Source organism: Geomonas ferrireducens (genome assembly GCF_004917065.1).
Lineage (GTDB): Bacteria > Desulfobacterota > Desulfuromonadia > Geobacterales > Geobacteraceae > Geomonas > Geomonas ferrireducens.
The window spans coordinates 1-19382 of sequence record NZ_SSYA01000001.1; the positions used below are offsets into that span (position 1 = coordinate 1).

A 19382-nucleotide genomic window follows, 5' to 3' on the forward strand; every position below is an offset into this window, starting at 1 on the left:
TCGTCCGGATTCTGCTGGATGGCAAGGCAGGGCTCGGCGACCCCCGGAGAGTAGGCGAGCGACAGGTCCGCCGCGGTCTGGCACGGCTTGGTGGCGATGACTTCGATCTTTCCCTTCCTGCCGCCGGAATGGTAGTCCAGGGCTGACAGCTTCTTACTCACTAGGCGTTCCTCCCATTGTTACTGGAATTTTGTTTAAAAAAAGAGGGCAGCAGCAACAGCGTGCTCGCCCTCTTCGAAAGGCTCCCTCTCGGGAGCCCAAAAAAGGCGGGCGGCCCAACAGGCCGCCCGCACACGTTTCTACGCCTCTTCCGGCTCGAGCTCCGGCTCCATGAGCCCAAGCTCCGGAACGTCGAGCTCCTCGTGGTTCAGCACGCGCCTCATGCGATCCACGTCGAGTTCCTTCTCCCAGCGGGAGACCACGATGGTGGCGACGCCGTTGCCGACCAGGTTCGTGAGCGCGCGCGCCTCGGACATGAAGCGGTCGATGCCGAGGATGAGGGCAAGACCTGCGACCGGTATGGTCGGGATCGCGGCGAAGGTCGCGGCGAGGGTGACGAAGCCGCTGCCGGTGACGCCGGCCGCACCCTTGGAGGTGAGCATCAGCACGCCGAGGATGGTGATGGTCTGGGTCATGGTGAGCGGGGTGTTGGTCGCCTGGGCCACGAAGATCGCCGCCATGGTCAGGTAGATCGAGGTGCCGTCAAGGTTGAAGGAGTAACCGGTCGGGATGACGAGACCGACCACGGACTTGGTGCAGCCGAGATTCTCGAGCTTCGCCATCATGCGCGGCAGCGCCGACTCGGAAGACGAAGTCCCCAGCACGACCAGGAGCTCTTCCTTGATGTAGGCGATGAACTTGAAGATGTTGAATCCGCAGATCTTGCCGATGGTGCCGAGCACCACGAAGATGAAGAGGAGACAGGTGAGGTAGAAGCTGCCCATCAGCATGCCGAGTTTCGCGAGGGAGCCGAGACCGAACTTGCCGATGGTGAAGGCCATGGCCCCGAAGGCGCCGATGGGGGCGAACTTCATGATCAGGTTGACGACGCCGAAGAGTGCGTGGGAGACGTCATCGATGAACTTGTAGATCGGCTTTCCCTTCTCGCCGAGCGCGGAGAGGGCGATACCGAAGAAGATGGCGAAGAAGAGCACCTGGAGGATCTCACCCTTCGCGAAGGCGTCCACGACGCTGTTCGGGATAATGCCCAGGGCGAAGTCGGCGAAGCTGTGCGACTTGGCGGCGGTGGCGGTATAGGTGGCGAGCCCCTTGGTGTCGAGCTTGGTGACGTCCGCGTTCATGCCGACGCCGGGCTGGATCATATTGATGACGAGGAGACCGATGCCGAGGGCCACGGTGGAGACGAGTTCGAAGTACAAAAGGGCCTTGCCGCCTACGCGCCCGACCTTTTTCATGTCGTCCATGCCGGCGATGCCGGTCACCACGGTACAGAAGATCACGGGCGTGATGATCATCTTGATCATCTTGATGAAACCGTCCCCAAGCGGCTTCATCTCCGCCCCGGTATCGGGCAGGTAGTAGCCGAGGGCCACCCCGATCGATATCGCCATCAATACCTGGAAGTACAGAACCTGGTAAAACTTCTTCGCTTTCATGGTCTCTCCTTTGAAAATGTTTCTATTGCAAAACCGCTCATGGAATCTGCAGCTCTTTTCGCCGGAACATCGTTTGACACTTCATATCAGCAAGACGAATACCAAGGTGTGTATACGAATGTAAGATACCGAAATTGAATACAAAAATAACGTTTTAAGCGCGAGAGGCACCATCAAAGGTGTTAACCAAAGAAAACACCTTTACTATTGCAATTGAGAAAACTGTGGTGTTTCGGTGAGATGCGGCACTTAACCCTGGTTAAGGTCTTAACCATGGTTAACACCATTGCCAGTTGCGAAGCGCGTTGGAGGGTACTGGAGGGTGTGCTGGGGGAAAAAAACGGTGAAAAAAATCGCGCCCCGAAGGGCGCGGCGAGCTACTTTCTTCTGTGTCTGGCTACTTACGTGACATCTTGATACGCTTGTTGAGTGCGGGTGCCGAGATGCCGAGAAGGCGCGCCGCAATGGCCTGTACGCCGTTGGCCCGGGATATCGCCTCCTCCACGAGCAGTTCCGCCGCCTCGGCAAAAGTGGGAAGGCGTTCGAAAACGGCAAAGGGGTTTTGCCCCTGCGCCGGCAGCGGTTCATCGCTGCGGCTCTGCCCGATGGCTTTAAGGAAGCTGTCCATGGAAAGGATACGCTCCTTGTGCAGGCTCACCGCGTTGTACACCATGCCGCGCAGCTCCCTCACGTTTCCGGGGAAGCTGTAGGTGGCGAGGATCTGGGCCAGCTCCTTTGGCGGGGTCGGCTTCTTTTTCCCCAGCGATTTCGCCGCTTCGGCCAAAAGATACTCCAGGAGCAAAGGTATGTCACCGACCCGGTCACGCAAGGGGGGTATGTGGATCTTATGGGTGCAGAGGCGGTAGTAAAGGTCGCGCCGGAACTCTCCGGCCGCCTCCCGCGCCGCCAAGTCGCGGTGCGTTGCCACGATGATGCGGGCGTTCATCCGCTTGGGCCGGTCCCCTCCCAGCGGGAAGTACTCACCCTCCTGCAGCAGGCGCAAAAGCTTCACCTGCGACGCGATGCTCAGGTCGCCGATCTCGTCCAGAAACAGCGTGCCGTTACCCGCCTGCTCGATCATCCCAGGGCGCGCCTGATCGGCACCGGTATAGGCGCCGCGGACGTGCCCGAAAAGGGTATCGGCAAACACCGTGTCATCAAGCCCCGCTACGTTGACGGCAACAAGCGGCCCGGAACAGCCGCTCAGCGTATGTACGGCCCTCGCGATAAGCTCCTTGCCGACGCCGCTCTCCCCTGTGATCAGAAGGGGCTGGTGGCTTGGCGAAACGGCCTCGACGTAGTTGAAGAGGTCCTGCATGCGCGGGTCCCCGGTCACGATGTCGGTGAAGGCCTCCGGATGCTGCAGTTGCCTCGACAGCATGCGGTCCGACATGGTGCGGAACTCCTGCTGCAGCTCCAGTATCCGGATGGCGCGCATTACCCCGCCGACCAGCCGGTCCTCCTCATCGGTTTTCACGATGTAGTCGAAGGCGCCAAGCTTCATGCAGCGCACCGCGGTCTCAAGCTGGTTCATGCCGCTCACGATGATGGTCATGATCCCCGGGTGCCGCTCGCCGATCTGCTGCAAGAGCGTCTCGCCGGCAAGCTGCGGCATGGTGAGGTCCAGGAGCACGAGGCCGATCCCTCCCTGGTCGAGGAGCCCCATCACCTCGCGGCTCTCCTGGCAGGTCACGATGTTGTTGATCCCGGCGCAGCTTTTGAGCGTGAGCGAGAAGGACTTGAGCCAGGCCGGCTCGTCGTCGACCAGTAGGATGCTGAAGGCGGGGAAGAGGGTCTTTTTCATGCTTCCTTACTCCTGTTGGGGACGGGGAGCGAGAGGATGACGGTGGTGCCGGAGCCGGCAGCGGAAGAAAACTGCAGCGCGCCGCCGTGTTCCTCCACGATCCCCGCGGAAACCGAGAGCCCGAGGCCGGTTCCGCCGCTGTCCCTTTTGGTGGTGAAGAAGGGGTCCATGAGGTACGGCAGATGCTCCTCCGCCACCCCCACCCCCTGGTCGGTGACCTGGAGCCGGACCACCCCTTCGTCCTGCTGATAGCTAGTGCCGATGAACACGCCGCACTCCCGGTCCGGGAGCGCCTGGCAGGCGTTCAGCACGAGATTGACGATGACCTGCTCCAGGCGCTGGGCGTTGCCGAGCACGCTTGGAAGCGAGCCGTGCAGCGCGGACTGGAGATGGTTCGTCGAGGAGCGGATGGTGGGGTCGACGAGGCGCAGCGCCGTTCGCACCACCGCGTCCAAGTCGATGAGCGTCTTCTGCCCCATGTCCTTGCGGGCGAAGTCCTTAAGGTCGTTGACGATGCGCTTGATGCGCTGGGCGCCGTCCTGCATCTCGTCCAGGATGCGCGGGATCTCCTCGCGCATCTCCGAATATGGAACGCCCCCCAGCATGAAGTCGCCGTGCTCCTGGAAATGGGTCTCCAGGATCTCACCCGCGTCGTCGTGCACCCTTTTCAGCACCGGGATGTCGAGGAGCAACAGGCCGTTGGGGTTGTTGATCTCGTGGGCGACGCCGGAAACGAGCGTGCCGAGGGAAGCCATCTTGTCCGCCTGGATCAGCTTGTCCTGGTGGCGTTTCAACTCATCCAGCGCCTTGTTGCGCTCGGCCACCTCCTGGGCGAGAGCGGTCGTGCGCTCGGCAACCCGCTTGTGGAGGGTCTTCGACCAGAGTGCTGTGACCGCCAGGATCACGAGAAGCGGCACGAGGATCATCGCGCCGTACCTGATGGCAAGCTCCCGTGTCACCCTCGGAGGATCGTTCACGCCGAGCCAGCGGTTGTAGATCTCGGCGTACTGCCCGGTTTTGATGACGATGGCAAGCCCCTCGTTGAAGCGTGTGAGCAGTTCCCGGTTGCCGCGGTTCACCGCGTAGCAGTACTGCTCGCTCACCACGGCCTTCGCCACCGGCACCACGTTGGTCAGGTGCAGCTCGCGGATCAGGTACATCCCCGGCAACTGCGCCACAACCGCGTAGTCGCATTGACCGGAGGCTAAAAGCCGCATCGCCTCGGCGGGGGTGGGGGTGAGCACCAGATCCTTCGCGAAGCCCAACTGCTTCAGGCGCTCGTGCATGATGCCGTCCTGAAAGACCAGCACCTTCTTGCCGCGCAGCTCCTCGAGCCCCCGCACAGGTTTCGTATCGCGTCTTGCGAAGATGGCGTGGTGCACGATGGTGTGCGGCGGAGAGAAGTCGACCGATTGCAGGCGCTGCGCCGAGTAGGAAAGCCCCTGCAGGATGTCGATGTGGCCGTCCTGAAGTCCGGCGCGCACCTCGGACCAGTTGCCGAAACGGAACACGACCTTCATCCCCATCACCTCGGCGATGGCGCGGGTCAGGTCGACGTTGTAACCGGCGGGGTTGCCGTCCTTGTCGATGAACTCGTAGGGTGGGTAGGCACGGTCTCCCCCCACCACGATGGTCGAAGCGGGGTCGAAGTGGACCGGCTGGTCGGGGAGGAGCCCCCCGGAAGCGGCGAGGGCCGCGTGGGTGAAGAGCAGGAAGGTGAGGAAGATAAGACCGGCTACGGGATGGAAGATGCGGATCCTGAACTTCTTGTCGAAGGACTTTCTTGTGCCTGTGCAGGCGTCGTGAACCACTGTTCCATCCTTGTGCGTTGGTGCGGCGCTCCCCCTCGGGTCGGCAGCGGGAGAGCCCGTCCCACTATCGCACGCGCAAGGCGCACAAGTCAATGAAGCTCATTATAAAAAGTCTTTCCATCCCCCCTCTCCCTTCGGGAGAGGGCTAGGCAAGCCGCTGCGCCACGAGCTCCGCGAGGTCCTTAGCAGCCATATCCCCCTCGTACCCGCCGGTCTTGATGCCGTCCTCGAACATGGTGAGGCAGAAGGGGCAGTTCGATACGAGCATCGGCGCACGGGTCTCCCCGGCCATCTGCACGCGCGCCACGTTCACCCGGGTCCCGACCCGCTCCTCGGCGAGGATGCGTCCCCCTCCCCCGCCGCAGCAAAAACTCTCCATGCGGTTTCTGTCCATCTCGGTGATGTTCCCGCCGAGCCTCTCTATGATCTCGCGCGGCGGCTCGAAGATGTCGGCGTAGCGCCCGACGTAGCAGGAATCATGATAGGTGCAGTCGAAGCTCTCCCCCTTCGTGAGCTGCAGGCGCCCCTGTTCGATCAGCTCGGCCACGAAGACGGTGTAGTGCTGCACGGGAAGGTCGAAGTCCAGCTCCTTGTAATCGCGGGCGAGCGTGTTGAAGCAGTGCGGGCAGGTGGTGACGATTCGCTTGACGCCGTACCCCTTGATCCTCTCTATGTTCTCCCGCGCCATGGTCTGGTAGAGGTACTCGTTCCCCAGCTTCCTCGGGGGCTCGCCGCAACACTTCTCCTCCTTGCCCAGGATGCCGAGCCTCACCCCGGCGGCGGAGCAGATCCTCGCGAAGGCACGCGCCACCTCCTGGTTTCTGCGGTCGAAGGAGGCGTAACAGCCGACGAAGTACATGACGTCGAAGGGCTCGCCGCTTTCCAGGGTCACAACGTCGACCCCCTCCGCCCACGCGCCACGCTCGGCCCACCCGAGCCCGAAGGGGTTGCCGTTCACCTCGTAGTTGGCGATGGCACCGCGCACCTCGTCGCCGGGAAACTTCCCTTCCATGAGAGCCAGGTTTCTGCGCATCTCGAGGATCTTGTTCACGTGCTCGATGTCGACCGGACAGATCTCCTGGCAGGCCCGGCAGGTGGTGCAGTCCCAGAGCACCTCTTCGGTCACGCAGCGGCAGAGATCCCCCTGCGGGTCGTTGAGCGCCATCTCCCCGACCTGCTGCACCACCCGCATCGGCGAGAGCGGCTTTCCGGTGGTCCAGGCGGGACAGCGATCCTGGCAGCGCTTGCACAGGGTGCAGGCGTCTGCGTCGTAGACGTCCTTCCAGGCGAGATCGGTCGCCTTGGCGGCGCCGAACTGCTCCGCGCTCTCGTCCTCGAGATCGATGGTCGCGATGCTCCCCTTCGGGCGCAGGTCGGTGAATAGGTAGTTCGCAGGGTCGGTGAAGAGGTGCCTAAGCTTCGTGCCGGGGATGGCGATGATGAACCCCATGGCAAGAAAGAAGTGCCCCCACCAGAGCACCTTGTGCGCCAGGGAGATCCTCCCGAGGTCCCAGCCGGTAAAAAGCGGCGTGAGCAGGAGGCCACCGGGGGAGAAGCGGGCAAGCTCCGGGTTCACGGTCACCTCGGTAGCCGCCATGCGCAGCGCCTCGATGACGAAGCCGGACACGAGGATGGTGAAGAGGAGGGCATGGGCCAGGTAGTCGTCCCGCTTGGTCACGAGCCCCTCGGGCTTCACGAAGAAGCGGCGCACGAAGAGCCCCGCCAGCATGAGGATCGCGACCATCCCAGCGATATCGAGAGTTATGGAGTAGGTCTTGTAGAAGGTACCCTTGAGAAAGGTGAGGTCGAAGAGGGGAACGGTGAAATCCACCTGCAGCATGATGAGTAGGGTGCCGATGAACAGCAGCAAAAAGCCCCAGAAGAAAAAGGCATGCAGCGTTCCCGGCTCAGGCACCCGGAGCACCTTGGCCTGGGTCAGGGCCCCCTGCAGCATGAGTTTTATGCGCAGCGCAAGACGATCGAGGCGCTCCAGCGGCTTTGCCTGCCGGTACATGGGGAGCCGCTTCCAGAATCCGAAACCGCAGGCGCCTACGGCCAGGAACGCGAAGAGGTACATGACCCAGATGAGGCCGTGGTTGACGTTCCAGTAGATCTCGCGCGTCGCTTCCATTGAGTCCCCCCGAGGTGCGGAATTGGGAAACTATAACCGAAGCGGGACGCGAGGGACAGGAAATTATGCAGTGAAGACCAGTCCCCCTCTTTAGGCGGACTGACCAGGGCAAATCCCCCATGTCCCCGGTCTATACACCCTTCGCAAAGGGGGGGACGCTTGGGCGAGCTGTCCTCCGTTCCTTTTGAATTAGGCGTGGTTGCGCAGCATGAGCTCTGCGGGATGGGGGGCGAGGTAGACCTGCTTTGCCAGATACTCCTGCCGGTATTTGGCGACATAGTGCCGCAGCAGGGTGATGGGAACAACGAGCGGTACGAGGCCGTCGTGATAGTCGCCGATGACGCCTAGAAGCTCCTGCTTCTCTTCCCCGGAGAGTTCCTTCTTGAAATAGCCCATCACGTGCATCAGCACGTTGGTCTGCTTCTTTACCGTGGCGTGCAGCTCCAGGGCGGTCATGAAGAGCTCCTCGTAGCGCTCGAGGAGTTCGGGAAGCGCGATCTCCCGACCATGCGCCACCAGCGCCCCCATCTCCCGGTAGTGCTGCGTCGAGTGGGACATAACGAGGAGCTTGTGTCGGGTGTGGAAATCGACGAGGCCGCCAAGATCGGGGTTGCCGGCGAGAAAATCCTTCCAGCGCCTGCAGCTGAAGACGCGCTCGATGAAGTTCTCACGCAGCACCGGATCGTTCAGCCTCCCCTCTTCCTCCATCGGGAGGTGCGGAAACCGCCTTACCATCGCCTGCGCGAAGAGGCCGCTGCCGCTTCTGGCCGGCATGCCGTCACGGTACACCTTGACACGGAAGAGCCCCGAAGAGGGGGACCCCTTTTTGAAGACGAACCCGCACAGTTCCTCCCGGGCAAGGGCCGCGACCTTATCGCGGCAGAAGGCAAGCATCTGGCCGGTTTTGTCTATGCGGGTCTTGTGGGTGATGAGGCGCGGATGCTCGGGGTCTCCCTCCAGGCGCATCGCCTCGCGCGGCACGCTCATGCCCGACTCGACCTCAGGGCAGACAGGAACGAAGGCGAAGAAACGTCCGAGCACGTCGGTCAGGTAGCGGTCGTGCTTGTGACCGCCATCATAGCGTACCTTCTCGCCTAGCAGGCAGGAGCTCACCCCGATCTTTATGGGCGCCGCACTCGTTTGCGTCATGGGGAAGACCTCACGTCAAAGTAACGGCTTTAGGCGGATTCTGGCAGAAAGATTGGTATTGCGCCAGCTCAAAATCTCGCGTTTCAGACCATAGGGGGAGACGGCTGCGCGAAGATCCCCTCTCCGACGTAGAGCCGCACCTGCCTTGGGGGCTGCGGCACTCTTGAGTCGTGCTTCGGAACGGAGGGGACGGAGCGATGGAGCATCTGCTGCTGCTTCAGCGAGTTCTCGCGGTGGGTTGGGTAGGACTGGAACGATGAAAGCACGTCTTGCTCCTTTTGCGACAGGATGAAGAAACAGACCCATAGGAGCAAATACCCGGCCAAAACCGTAACCAGCTGATTTATCGACAAACCACTTACAGGAGGGGTGCGAAAAACACGACAGCCGCAAAAATAGTGTCATCAGCCGGACGTCGTCCCGCCGGACCTTCCCTTTCCCGCCAGGCCGAAACGTTCCTGCACCTCCGCAGGCGCCTCGTCGAAGCCCTGGAACTCCATGGTGTAGCTCCCTCTCCCCTTGGTCGCACTGCGCAGCTCCGTCATGTAACCGAACATCTCCGCCAAGGGGACGCTCGCCCGCACGACTTCGACCTCGCCCCGCCGGTCCAGCCCTTCCACCTTCCCCCTTTTCTGCTGCAGCCCTCCCAGCACCTTTCCAAGGTAATCGGCAGGAGTCTCCAGTTCCAGCTTCATGATCGGCTCGAGAAGCATCGGCTCCCCCTCCCGGGCCGCCAGCACAACTCCCCGCTGCGCCGCCCCTCTTAAAGCAGGCTCGCTAGGGGCGACACCCGGCTCGACGGGAACTTCCACGACCTGCACCTCGAGATCGGTCATGGCATAGCCGGTGAGGCACCCTCCATGGCACGCCTCCATGATCCCCTGCTCGACCGCCGCGAGCAGCTCGGGGGTGATCGGTGCGACCGGGGTGGGCAGGATGATGCGGACCCCGGAACCGCGCGACGTGGGCGTCAGGCGCAGGAGAAGCTCCGCCTGCTCGGGACGACGCTCGGCGATGGTCTGGAAGACCTCACGGCGCACCACCTCGCGCCGCATGGCCTCACGGTACACCACGCGCGGGCGCCCCGTTTTCACCTGAACACCGTACTCGCGGCGCAGCCGGTCGACGATGATCTCCAGGTGCAGTTCCCCCATCCCGGTCAGGATAGTCTGCCCTGTCTCTTTGTCCTCGTGCACCCTGAAGGTCGGGTCTTCCCACTGGAAGTAATCCAGCGTACCGAGAAGGTTCCCGCGGTCCTCAGCCCCTTTCGCTTCCACCGCCACCGACACCACCGGCTCGGGCACGGCTACCCCCTCGAGAAGCAGTGGATGCTCGGGAGCGCAGAGGGTGTCGCCGGTAAGGGTCGTCTGGCATCCGGTCACCGCGACGATGTCCCCCGCCACGGCCTCGGGAACCTCCTCCCTGCGATGGGCGTGCATCCTGAAGAGGTGCCTGATGCGCTCGCCCGCGCCGCGCCCGGGGTTCAGCACGCTCGCGCCCTGCTTCATCCTGCCGCTGTAGATGCGCACATAGGTAAGCCGCCGCCCCTCTTCCGCCATCACCTTGAAGGCCAGGGCGCGCAGCGGCAGGTCCGCGTCGCAACTGAAGCTTTCCGCCTCTCCGCTTCCGGGGTGCCGCCCTATCATCGCCGGGAGGTCAAGCGGTGACGGGAGGTAGAGGCAAACCGCGTCCAGTACCGGCTGCACCCCTTTGTTGCGCAAGGCCGATCCGAGCAGCACGGGGAAGATACGGCAGGATATGGTTCCGCGACGCAGCGCGACCTTCAGGCGTTCACTCTCTACCGCGCGTCCCTCGAGAAAGTCCGACATGACCTGATCGTCGAAGTCCGCGGCGGCCTCGGTGACGGCCATGCGGGCGTTTCGGAGGGTTTCCTCGTGCTGTAAAGGGACAGGCTTACGCTCTACCGTCCGTCCGAGGTCGGTCTCAGAGAAAACGATCATGTCCTCTTCAATCACGTCGATGACGCCGCTAAAGCCCCCCTCGGTGCCGACGGGAAGCTGCAAGAGCATCGGCCTCGCCGCAAGACGTTGCTCCATCTGGCGCAGCACCTGCTCGTGATCCGCACCGAGCCGGTCCATCTTGTTGATAAGGCAGACCCTCGGCACCCGGTAGCGATCCGCCTGGCGCCATACCAGTTCACTTTGCGGCTGCACCCCTTCCACGGCACTGAAGATCGCCACTGCGCCGTCCAGGACACGGACGCTCCGCTCCACCTCGATGGTGAAGTCGATGTGCCCGGGCGTATCGATCAGGTTGATGCGGTGCTCGCCCCAGCGGCAAGAGGTTGCGCTGGCGGTGATGGTGATGCCGCGCTCCTGTTCCTGAGGCATCCAGTCCATGACCGCCTGGCCGTCGTGCACCTCCCCCATCTTGTGCGTCTCGCCGCTGTAGAAGAGGATGCGCTCGGTGACGGTGGTCTTGCCCGCGTCGATATGGGAGATGATGCCGATATTGCGTATGTGGGAAACGTCGCTCGCGGTAATGGTGCTTCTCCTTTTGCTGGTTTTTCTCGTCACCTTCGAAAAGTTCAATGATATCGGACCAGACACAGAAGTCAAAACGTCGTCTCTGCCACTCCTCGCTCCGGGCTCATTGCACGTTCCTCGCACTAGCGTTGACATTTCGGCATTTTATATTAAATTTTTCCAACCAAACAAAAGAGCATCTCTTACATCACACCCAAGGAGGAAGTCAAAGCATGAAAAAGATGAGCATGATGCTAGCAGTGAGCCTGTCGGCTGCCGTCGCACTGAGCGCCCCGGTCAAGATCCATGCTGCCCAACAAAGCACAAGCAAAGCGGACAACACCCAAAAGAACGCCGAAAAGGGAGTAACCGCCGAGCAGCAGAAAGAGAACAAGACTGACCGCGAGATAACCAGGGAAATTCGGCGCAGCGTGGTAAAGGACAAGTCCCTTTCGATAAAGGCGCACAACGTGAAGATCATCACCAAAGATGGTCACGTGACATTGAAAGGCCCTGTGAAGAACGCAGACGAAAAGAAAGCGGTTGAGAAGGCAGCGGAAGAGGTTGTTGGGAAGGGTAAGATAACCAACGAAATCGAGATTGCCCCCGCCAAAACCAAGAAGGGAAAAAAGGAAGACAAGGAGAAAAAGGAACAGACGGAGAAGTAGCCGCAGGCGAACCGTAGTCCTCCTCATCCCCCTCCCGCTTGACGGACCTGCGCGTCGCGGCGCTAAGGTCCTTGAAGGCGGGAGGGGGCCGGGGTGGGTAAAGCCCCAACCTGCGGGTGTAGTGGCCTACCCCAAGCCGCAATAGGAGTGGAACGCTCCTTACGTATCGGGGTCACCATCCTGCCCAGACCGGCGCTGCTGCTTACGGGCCAGGATTGCCGCCCATTGCTGCTGCACCTCCTCTGGAGCGTACTTTTTAAAAAAACGCGGGAAGAATCGCGCGATGAGCCGATCTTCCCAGGTAAAGGTCGCCACCCAACGCTCCGCCGGGTCGGCGCGCTTCTCTTCTTTCATAATCCAGCCTCCGGATCACCAATGCCCCGTCAGACTGACCCGGCGGGGCGACGCGGAAATCCACAGCTTGCCGTTTATCAGCTCCCCAGCCACCACCCCGGTCGCAGACCCCAGTCCATCAGCCAAAAGGTCATACCAACTGAAGTGCGTTCCGCTGAATTCATCGACCACCTCTATGGCAAAACCGGGGATGAAAGCGAGTCCCCCGGAAATGACCATGCGCTGCGGCTGCTCCCAGTCCTTCGTGTGATAGATAATTGTATCAGCGGTGAGGCCCAACACGCCCCCCCCTGCGAAGTGGGAAACTTTGTCTTTATCGATGGCGTAGGCCGGAAACGCCGTAATAAACAGCACGATCAGAAAAACCAACGTTTTCATGGCTGCTCGTCCTCCTGTCATGATGCGTTTGCGAGCTATGGCATCAGTACGCTTGCAGGAAGCATTGCTGCTTTAAATTGTACCGAACAGTAGCCTTCTCACCATGCCCTACCGTCGGTTTTTGTAGGTGAAAGAAAGGACCTGCCGTTACTCATCTGATCATTCTTGCAGATAACGGGATTGTTGTATAATATCCCGTATCTCAGCCACCGGCGATGATCACCGCCCGTAAAGGAGTGCCCCATGACTAGAAATGAAATACTGATGTTTCTGAACTCGAATCCTATTTTCCACATGGCCACCGTCGACGGCGACATTCCGCATGTAAGGGGGATGCTGCTCTACCGGGCCGATGAAAACGGCATCGTTTTTAATACCGGCAAGATCAAGGATCTTTACCGTCAGTTGAACAAGAACCCGAGGGTCGAGCTCTGTTTCAGCAACGGCATATTTGAGAACCTGATCCAGGTGAGGATCGCAGGGACCGTAGAAGCGCTCGAGGACCTGGATCTCAAGAAAGAAATCGTGGCTAAGCGGGAGTTCCTGAGGCCGTGGGTGGAAAAAGTGGGTTACGAACAGTTGGCCGTGTACGTCTTGAAAAAAGGGAACGCCACCGTATGGACCATGTCGACCAACACCGAACCCAAGGAGTACATCCAGCTCTAAGCGCTGAGCACACCCTTCTCAAAGAGGAAGGCGTCTCCCCAAGGGGAGACGCCTTTTTTTATTGCTTCGTCCTATTTCGGGAAGAAGGTGACCGGCGGCGACCACGGCCCCGCGCCGGAGCGGTTGTGTCCCCTGACGCGAAAGCCGTGTTCCCGGTCGACGGTCAAGCCGTGGACCACCATGGTTTCACCAGCGTTGAAAACGTGAGGGCGCCAGTTGCTTTCAACGGAAAGGTCCCCTTCCCCCACCTTCAGTTCCCACAGTATTACCCCCGGGAGCGGATTCACCGTGATAGCGGCACTGCCGGAAACAGGCCCCTGATATATGGCGACCCCTTGCGGCATCAACAGGATAGGGTCCCCCTTACGCGGAGCATTTGGCGTGAAGCCTGTGTACTGAACTACACCCGGATCGCTCACGGCGGCGAGGTTATAGTATGCCGCCACCGAGTCCAATTTTTTCACAGCTTCAGCCTCAGCCGACTTGCGTTCCTGGATCTTGTTCGAATCATGTGTCAATGCCCCTTCATGGGTGTACTTGAGCCTCTCTCTGGTGGTCAGTAGCTCGGCTGCACTTGGCACGCCTTGAGGTATTCCGTTTTTGAAAGCGGCGTTACTTTCCATCGCAGCAGCTACCGAACCTAGCTCATTAATCAGAGCGACGGCGTTCATCCTCCGGTACGCAGTTGGTATTTGCATGTCGCCTCCCGTTTGAATTGGTTTTTTTTAATACATCTGGAAGGGAGTATACTCAGCTGGGGCGAGTTGGCAACCGTAATTCAACCAAAGGCGCGCCCCCTTCCCCCGACATGCTGGGCTTGGGGAGAGCTCTTGCACACTGCGGGAGAGCTCTTGCACACTGCGGGAGAGCTCTTGCACACTGCGGGAGAGCTCTTGCACACTGCGGAAGACCTCTTGCACACTGCGAGAGACCTCTTGCGCACTGCGAGAGACCTCTTGCGCACTGCGGAAGACCTCTTGCACACTGCGAGAGACCTCTTGCACACTGTGGAAGACCTCTTGCACACTGCGAGAGACCTCTCGCACACTGCGGAAGACCTCTTGCGCACTGCGGAAGACCTCTTGCACACTGCGGAGACCTCTTGCACACTGCGGAGACCTTCTGCGATCTGGTCGTGCTGACAAAAAAGCCCTGTCCCCGTAAGGGGCAGGGCTGTAAAGGTGCCTGGGCTGTGGCCGACGCTATAAGCTGCCGGGTGTGGAAGAAGTCGGTGCCGCAGGCTGGTGCATGGCGGCATGTGCCAGAGCCCTATCCTTCATGGACTGCTGCATAGTCGACTGCTTCGTAGTCGCCGTGGCCGACATGGCCTGGCCGGTCATCGACGCGGAGGCGCTGGTTCCGAGATGGGTGCCAGCCATCGCCGCGCCTGTGCCCATCCCGGCACCTGTACCCGTCCCGGAACCTGCGCCGGACCCCATGCCGGTACCGTGCCCGGAGCCCATGCCGGAACCGTGGCCGGAGCCACCTCCCATCCCACCGCGAGCTATGCCCTGGGAGGCAAAGGAAAGCAGGGTAAGCGCTGTCACTGCATAAATGGCCATTGTTCTCTTCATGATGGTTCTCCTTTGATGTTTTTTGCGACTGCACCTCCTTTCTACATAAGACGTGCCAACGGGACAGCTTCCCCCTGAACACGTGGTAACGCACACTTACCGCATTACAACGGATCGAGGTGGTGCAAAGAGTCGTTGCCTAGGTGAAACAGGTTGCACTCTAACGGTGCCGGTATGCGGGGGCATGTTGCTGCGTCGGGAACCGATTTCCGTTGACACGGCAAACGGTCCTTATTACATTGGCAGTAAATAAAGGGGAGTAGTTATCGGTCACCGGAAAAGACCGATCCGGTTCTCGTCAATACGGCCTAAGGCCTGGGACCCGGAGCAGCAGAACGCCAACAAGACCTTTATCCAGGCACATGCCCGGGTAAAGGTCTTTTTTTTTATGCCACGGCAGATAAATGCCGACGGAGGAGTAAAAATGAAGAGGTCGATGAAGGAAACAGTTACGAAGATAGGGGATCGCATCCGTGAGTGGCTGGACTCGTTGTTGCCCGTCGTTCTGCCGCCGGTCCCCGTCCCGGTACCGGTCAAAGATGACCGGCGCAGCCGCAATTCTTAATTGGGGTGACATGCCATGGAACTACTTCTTGCGACGATATTCTTGGGTAAGCCGATCTGGATGTGGCTTGTCTTTGTTGCTGTGGTTATCGTGCTGCTCGTACTCGACCTGGGAGTGCTGCACAAGGACCAGCATGAGATCGGCGTGAAGGAGAGTCTGCTGCTCTCCTCGTTCTACATCACCATCGCTCTCGCCTTCGGCGGATGGATCTGGTTCGAGATGGGAAGGGAGCCGGCACTGGAGTACCTGACCGGTTTCGTCGTCGAGAAATCGCTGGCGATGGACAATATCTTCGTCATCGCCATGATCTTCTCCTTCTTCGCCGTTCCACGGAAATACCAGCATCGGGTGCTCTTTTGGGGCATCCTCGGGGTCATCATCCTGCGCGCCATCATGATCGCGCTTGGGGCCACCCTCGTCTCCCAGTTCGGGTGGGTGCTTTACATCTTTGCGCTGTTTCTGCTGCTGACCGGATACAAGCTGCTGGTGCTGACCGAGGGAGCGCAGTCGGTGCTTGAGTCGTTCCGCGGCGCTCGTCACGCTGCCGCCATGGCCTGGGCAGTGGTTTGCACCGCCCTCGGGTTCGCCGCCTATGTCGGCATGGCGAAAAGCGGCGAAGGGGTCGCGGTCCAGGCTTCGGTCTACCTGCTCACCGCGGCGACTGCCTTGCTCGGGGGGAAGATTGCCTTTCTGACACACCAGGAAGAAACGGATCTGGCGGGAAACCCCTTGCTCATGTGGCTTCGACGGCATCTGCGCGTGACCGATGCCATCGAAGGTCAGGATTTCAGCGTGCGCCTTCCCGATACCAGGTCAGGAAAGGTGGGCACCCATTTCACGCCGTTGTTCCTCACCCTGCTCATGATCGAGATCGCCGACGTGATCTTCGCCGTAGACAGCGTTCCGGCGATATTTGCCATCACCACCGATCCTTACATCGTCTACACCTCCAACATCTTCGCTATACTGGGGCTGCGTGCCCTTTACTTCGCCCTGGCAGCGATGATGGCGCGCTTTGCCTACCTCAAGTACGCGCTGTCCCTGGTCCTCATCTTCATCGGCTCCAAGGTGTTCATCTCCAATCTGATGGGATGGGAAAAGTTCCCGGCATCGTGGTCGCTGGCGATCACGTTGGGGCTGCTTGCAGGCGGGTTTGCATACTCGATCTGGAAAACGCGCGGGACGGACGCGCATGGCGGCTGAGGCAAGTGGGGAGAAAGAGAACTACGGCTTTGCGCGCTCGATGATCTCCTCCAGGGAGAGCCCGCGGTTGGCCCAGAGCGGGAGCTGATCGACCGTCTCGAAGAAAGCTATCTCCTCGGCGAATGCCTCCTGCCATGGTTCTCCATCCGGAGTGAATTTGCCGCAGGGAACGAAGGTGACGTAGCCTGGGTAGGAAGCATCGACGTAGTCAGGATCGGGTTCGCCGGGCATGGGAGGGGGAGCCAGTTCTCCCTCCTGTATGGTAAGCGGGAAGAGCCAGCAGGCGGTCGGCTTGAAGGTCCACTTGTGGACGCCAAGTTCAACGGCCAGCGCCTGCAGCAGGCACATGTGATCCGAGGTGGCGAAAACGCACTTGGTTTTGTTGAAATGGGGGGGAAAACCGTCTATCGAAAAGGCGAACGGGCGCGTCGCAGTCTTTACCCCCTCGGTCCCATCAGGCCATGCACCGCTCACGATGAAATCGGCGGGGAGACTCCGGAAGTGCTCTGGGTATCTCTGCACCACGGCGCGGATCATCTCAGCCTCCCCGGGCAGGAGGTAGACCCCGTCGTAGCAGCAAAGGGCCTGGCATCCGGCCGGATCGCACCCCTTGACCATCATCTGCGCACCTTTTTCCATGAGCGTTTCTTCCATCACCTGGGCTAAGGCTGTCGTCACCATCGGGGACAGCACTGAAAAAAAGAGGGGCCGCTTTCAGCGGCCCCTCTTCGTGTTCAATTTTCGGGTATGCGTGGTGCCCGGAGCCGGGGTCGAACCGGCACGTCCTTGCGAACGAGGGATTTTAAGTCCCTTGCGTCTACCAATTCCGCCATCCGGGCCGATTCCCGTTCAACTTGCTGCTAGATGTTGTTCACGCGCTCGCGCAGGTCCTTCCCGGTCTTGAAAAACGGGGTTTTCTTGCTCGGAATGCTGACGATCTCGCCGCTCTTCGGGTTTCTGGCCTCGCGCGGCTCGCGGTCACGGATGGTGAAGCTGCCAAAGCCACGGATCTCCACCTTGTCGCCCTTGGTGAGGGCCTCGCTCATGGCGTCGAATACCATGGAGACTACTGCTTCGGAATCTTTGCGGGTGAGGGCACCACGCACTTCCACCAGTTTGTCGATCAGTTCGCTCTTTGTCATTTAAACACCTCAGTCAAAAAACTATTAGATTACTCAGTCGGCGAAGTGACTGGTCTATTCTTCAGTGCTCTTCTTCAGCTTCTCCTTGAGGAGATCGCCGAAGCTGGAGGTTGCCTCGCCCTGGCTGCCCATGTAGGAGGCCATCTCGGCTTTCTCCATCGCGGTCTGCAGCGCCTTGATGGAGAGGGCGATCTTCTTCTCGACCATGTCCACGTTCAGGACGGCCGCCTCGAGCTCATCGCCTACGTTGGCGAAGTCTTTCGGGGAAGCGACTTTCTCGTAGGAGATCTCGGAGACATGGATCAGACCTTCGATCCCTTCCTCGATCTCGACGAAGATGCCGAAGTCGGTCACGGAGGTCACCTTGCCGTTGACCTTGGAGCCCGGCTTGTACTTCCTGGGGATCTCTTCCCACGGATCCGGAACCAGCTGCTTGATGCCGAGGGAGAGACGCTCGTTCTCGACGTCGATGTTGAGAACGACGGCCTGAACGGTCTGCCCTTTGGAGAAGAGCTCGCCCGGGTGCTTCACGCGGCGGGTCCAGGAGATGTCGGAGACGTGGACCAGGCCGTCGATGCCGTCTTCGATGCCGATGAAGACACCGAAGTCGGTGATGTTCTTGATCTGGCCTTCGATCTTGGTACCGACCGGGTAACGCTCCCCGATCACGGTCCAAGGGTTCACTTCGGTCTGCTTGATGCCCAGGGAGATCCTGCGGTTGCCCGGATCGACCCCGAGGATCACTGCCTCGACGTCCTCACCTACCTTGAGGATTTCGGACGGATGACGTACACGGCGGGTCCAGGACATCTCGGAGACGTGCACCAGGCCTTCGATGCCGTCCTCGAGGGAGATGAATGCGCCGTAGTCGGTGAGGCTCACGACCTTGCCGCTGACGCGCTCGCCTTCCCTGTAACGATCGCCCACGTTGAGCCACGGATCGGGCACGGTCTGCTTGAGGCCCAGGGAGATTTTCCCTTTCTCGCGGTCGTACTTGAGGACCATCACCTTCAGGGTGTCGCCCACCTTCACCATCTCGGAGGGGTGGCCAAGCCTGCCCCAGGACATGTCGGTGACGTGGAGGAGACCGTCAACGCCGCCCAGGTCGACGAACGCACCGTACTCGGCGATGTTCTTCACCTGGCCGTTCACGATGTCGCCTTCTTTCAGGGTCGCGAGGGTTTCGGTCCTTGCCTTGTCGCGCTCCTCCTCGAGAAGGACGCGGCGGGAAAGCACGAGGTTGCCGCGCTTTCTGTTCAGCTTGAGGATGCGGAACTGGTAGGTCTGGCCGATGAAGCGGTCCATGTTGCCGCCGGGACGCAGGTCAACCTGCGATGCCGGGAGGAACGCCTCGACGCCGACGTCTACGGTCATGCCGCCTTTCACCTTGCCGGTGATCTTCCCTTCGATTACGCCACCCTCGCCGGCTGCGGCGATGGTCTCCCAGGCGACCTGGGAATCGGCCTTCTTCTTGGAAAGGACCATGTGGCCGCGGATGTTCTCACCGCGCTCGAAGTAGACGTTCACCTCGTCGCCGACCTTGACGGTCAGGTCGCCGTTCTCGTCGATGAACTCGGCAATGCGGATGGCACCCTCGGACTTGTAGCCGACATCGACCAGCACCACGTCCTGCTCGATCTGGACCACGACGGCCTTGACCACTTCGCCGCTCTGCGGCTGCCTCAGGCTGTCCTGGAAAAGGTCGGCAAACTCGCCACCTTCGGCCTGGTCCAGCTCCTCGTCATTATCGTGTAACCGCCTAATCGGCATATCTTTTTTCTTGAAGCTGCGTTTTTCTTCACCCATCGAAAACTGTACCCCCTCGTGTAATCTCC

Annotated in this window: 18 protein-coding genes and 1 tRNA gene; 4 read left to right on the top strand and 15 right to left on the bottom strand. The window is 60.4% G+C overall.

The window, feature by feature from the left end; all coding sequences use genetic code 11:
- Positions 1-299: 299 nt before the first annotated feature.
- The 7 genes from E8L22_RS00010 to fusA form a co-directional block, all read right to left on the bottom strand.
- Complete coding sequence (locus tag E8L22_RS00010; RefSeq protein ID WP_136523255.1) at positions 300-1616, bottom strand: dicarboxylate/amino acid:cation symporter; 1317 nt, start codon at positions 1614-1616, stop codon at positions 300-302.
- A 397-nt stretch (positions 1617-2013) separates the two neighbouring features.
- Positions 2014-3420: a sigma-54-dependent transcriptional regulator gene (locus E8L22_RS00015; RefSeq protein ID WP_136523256.1), complete on the bottom strand. Its 1407-nt coding sequence runs from the start codon at positions 3418-3420 to the stop codon at positions 2014-2016.
- Complete coding sequence (locus tag E8L22_RS00020; protein ID WP_136523257.1) at positions 3417-5231, bottom strand: transporter substrate-binding domain-containing protein; 1815 nt, start codon at positions 5229-5231, stop codon at positions 3417-3419. Before E8L22_RS00020 ends, E8L22_RS00015 begins: the two co-directional genes overlap by 4 nt.
- A 145-nt stretch (positions 5232-5376) precedes the next feature.
- Positions 5377-7362 carry a heterodisulfide reductase-related iron-sulfur binding cluster gene (locus E8L22_RS00025; RefSeq protein ID WP_136523258.1) on the bottom strand — a complete coding sequence of 662 codons (1986 nt, stop codon included), beginning with the start codon at positions 7360-7362 and terminating at the stop codon, positions 5377-5379.
- A 189-nt stretch (positions 7363-7551) separates the two neighbouring features.
- The gene (locus E8L22_RS00030; RefSeq protein WP_136523259.1) at positions 7552-8511 is read right to left on the bottom strand and encodes a YbgA family protein; all 960 of its coding nucleotides are present in this window, start codon (positions 8509-8511) and stop codon (positions 7552-7554) included.
- An 83-nt stretch (positions 8512-8594) separates the two neighbouring features.
- A complete protein-coding gene (locus tag E8L22_RS00035) occupies positions 8595-8777 on the bottom strand; it encodes a hypothetical protein (RefSeq protein ID WP_136523260.1) in 183 nt (60 codons plus the stop codon).
- 138 nt (positions 8778-8915) lie between these two features.
- On the bottom strand, positions 8916-11015 hold the full coding sequence (fusA, locus tag E8L22_RS00040) for an elongation factor G (protein WP_246044580.1): 2100 nt from the start codon (positions 11013-11015) through the stop codon (positions 8916-8918).
- 215 nt (positions 11016-11230) lie between these two features.
- Here fusA and E8L22_RS00045 point away from each other — a divergent pair, with 215 nt between their 5' ends.
- A complete protein-coding gene (locus tag E8L22_RS00045; RefSeq protein WP_136523262.1) occupies positions 11231-11665 on the top strand; it encodes a BON domain-containing protein in 435 nt (144 codons plus the stop codon).
- Between the two features lie 159 nt (positions 11666-11824).
- On the opposite strand, the gene E8L22_RS00050 is transcribed toward E8L22_RS00045, so the two are convergent.
- Both E8L22_RS00050 and E8L22_RS00055 read right to left on the bottom strand, forming a co-directional pair.
- Positions 11825-12019, bottom strand: coding sequence for a hypothetical protein (locus E8L22_RS00050; protein ID WP_136523263.1), 195 nt, complete (start codon positions 12017-12019; stop codon positions 11825-11827).
- Between the two features lie 15 nt (positions 12020-12034).
- The gene (locus E8L22_RS00055; RefSeq protein ID WP_136523264.1) at positions 12035-12397 is read right to left on the bottom strand and encodes a hypothetical protein; all 363 of its coding nucleotides are present in this window, start codon (positions 12395-12397) and stop codon (positions 12035-12037) included.
- A 243-nt stretch (positions 12398-12640) separates the two neighbouring features.
- Between E8L22_RS00055 and E8L22_RS00060 the strand changes: the two genes are divergently transcribed.
- Complete coding sequence (locus E8L22_RS00060; RefSeq protein ID WP_136523265.1) at positions 12641-13063, top strand: pyridoxamine 5'-phosphate oxidase family protein; 423 nt, start codon at positions 12641-12643, stop codon at positions 13061-13063.
- A 71-nt stretch (positions 13064-13134) separates the two neighbouring features.
- Here the strand turns inward: E8L22_RS00060 and E8L22_RS00065 are convergent, their stop codons facing one another.
- Together E8L22_RS00065 and E8L22_RS00075 are read right to left on the bottom strand one after the other, a co-directional pair.
- Entirely contained in the window at positions 13135-13761 is a 627-nt protein-coding gene (locus E8L22_RS00065; protein ID WP_136523266.1) for a fibronectin type III domain-containing protein, read from the bottom strand.
- Between the two features lie 504 nt (positions 13762-14265).
- Entirely contained in the window at positions 14266-14637 is a 372-nt protein-coding gene (locus tag E8L22_RS00075; protein WP_136523268.1) for a hypothetical protein, read from the bottom strand.
- Positions 14638-15061: 424 nt separating this feature from the next.
- Here E8L22_RS00075 and E8L22_RS21340 point away from each other — a divergent pair, with 424 nt between their 5' ends.
- Positions 15062-15202: a hypothetical protein gene (locus E8L22_RS21340; RefSeq protein ID WP_162604748.1), complete on the top strand. Its 141-nt coding sequence runs from the start codon at positions 15062-15064 to the stop codon at positions 15200-15202.
- 15 nt (positions 15203-15217) lie between these two features.
- Complete coding sequence (locus tag E8L22_RS00080; protein ID WP_136523269.1) at positions 15218-16405, top strand: TerC family protein; 1188 nt, start codon at positions 15218-15220, stop codon at positions 16403-16405.
- 21 nt (positions 16406-16426) lie between these two features.
- On the opposite strand, the gene E8L22_RS00085 is transcribed toward E8L22_RS00080, so the two are convergent.
- From E8L22_RS00085 to E8L22_RS00100, 4 genes are all read right to left on the bottom strand, one after another.
- Positions 16427-17086: a DUF3109 family protein gene (locus E8L22_RS00085; RefSeq protein WP_136523270.1), complete on the bottom strand. Its 660-nt coding sequence runs from the start codon at positions 17084-17086 to the stop codon at positions 16427-16429.
- Positions 17087-17157: 71 nt separating this feature from the next.
- Positions 17158-17244: transfer RNA gene (locus tag E8L22_RS00090), tRNA-Leu, on the bottom strand.
- 21 nt (positions 17245-17265) lie between these two features.
- Positions 17266-17547, bottom strand: a complete 282-nt coding sequence (locus tag E8L22_RS00095) for an integration host factor subunit beta (protein ID WP_135870610.1) — start codon at positions 17545-17547, stop codon at positions 17266-17268.
- Positions 17548-17601: 54 nt separating this feature from the next.
- Entirely contained in the window at positions 17602-19353 is a 1752-nt protein-coding gene (locus tag E8L22_RS00100) for a 30S ribosomal protein S1 (RefSeq protein WP_136523271.1), read from the bottom strand.
- Positions 19354-19382: the final 29 nt, after the last annotated feature.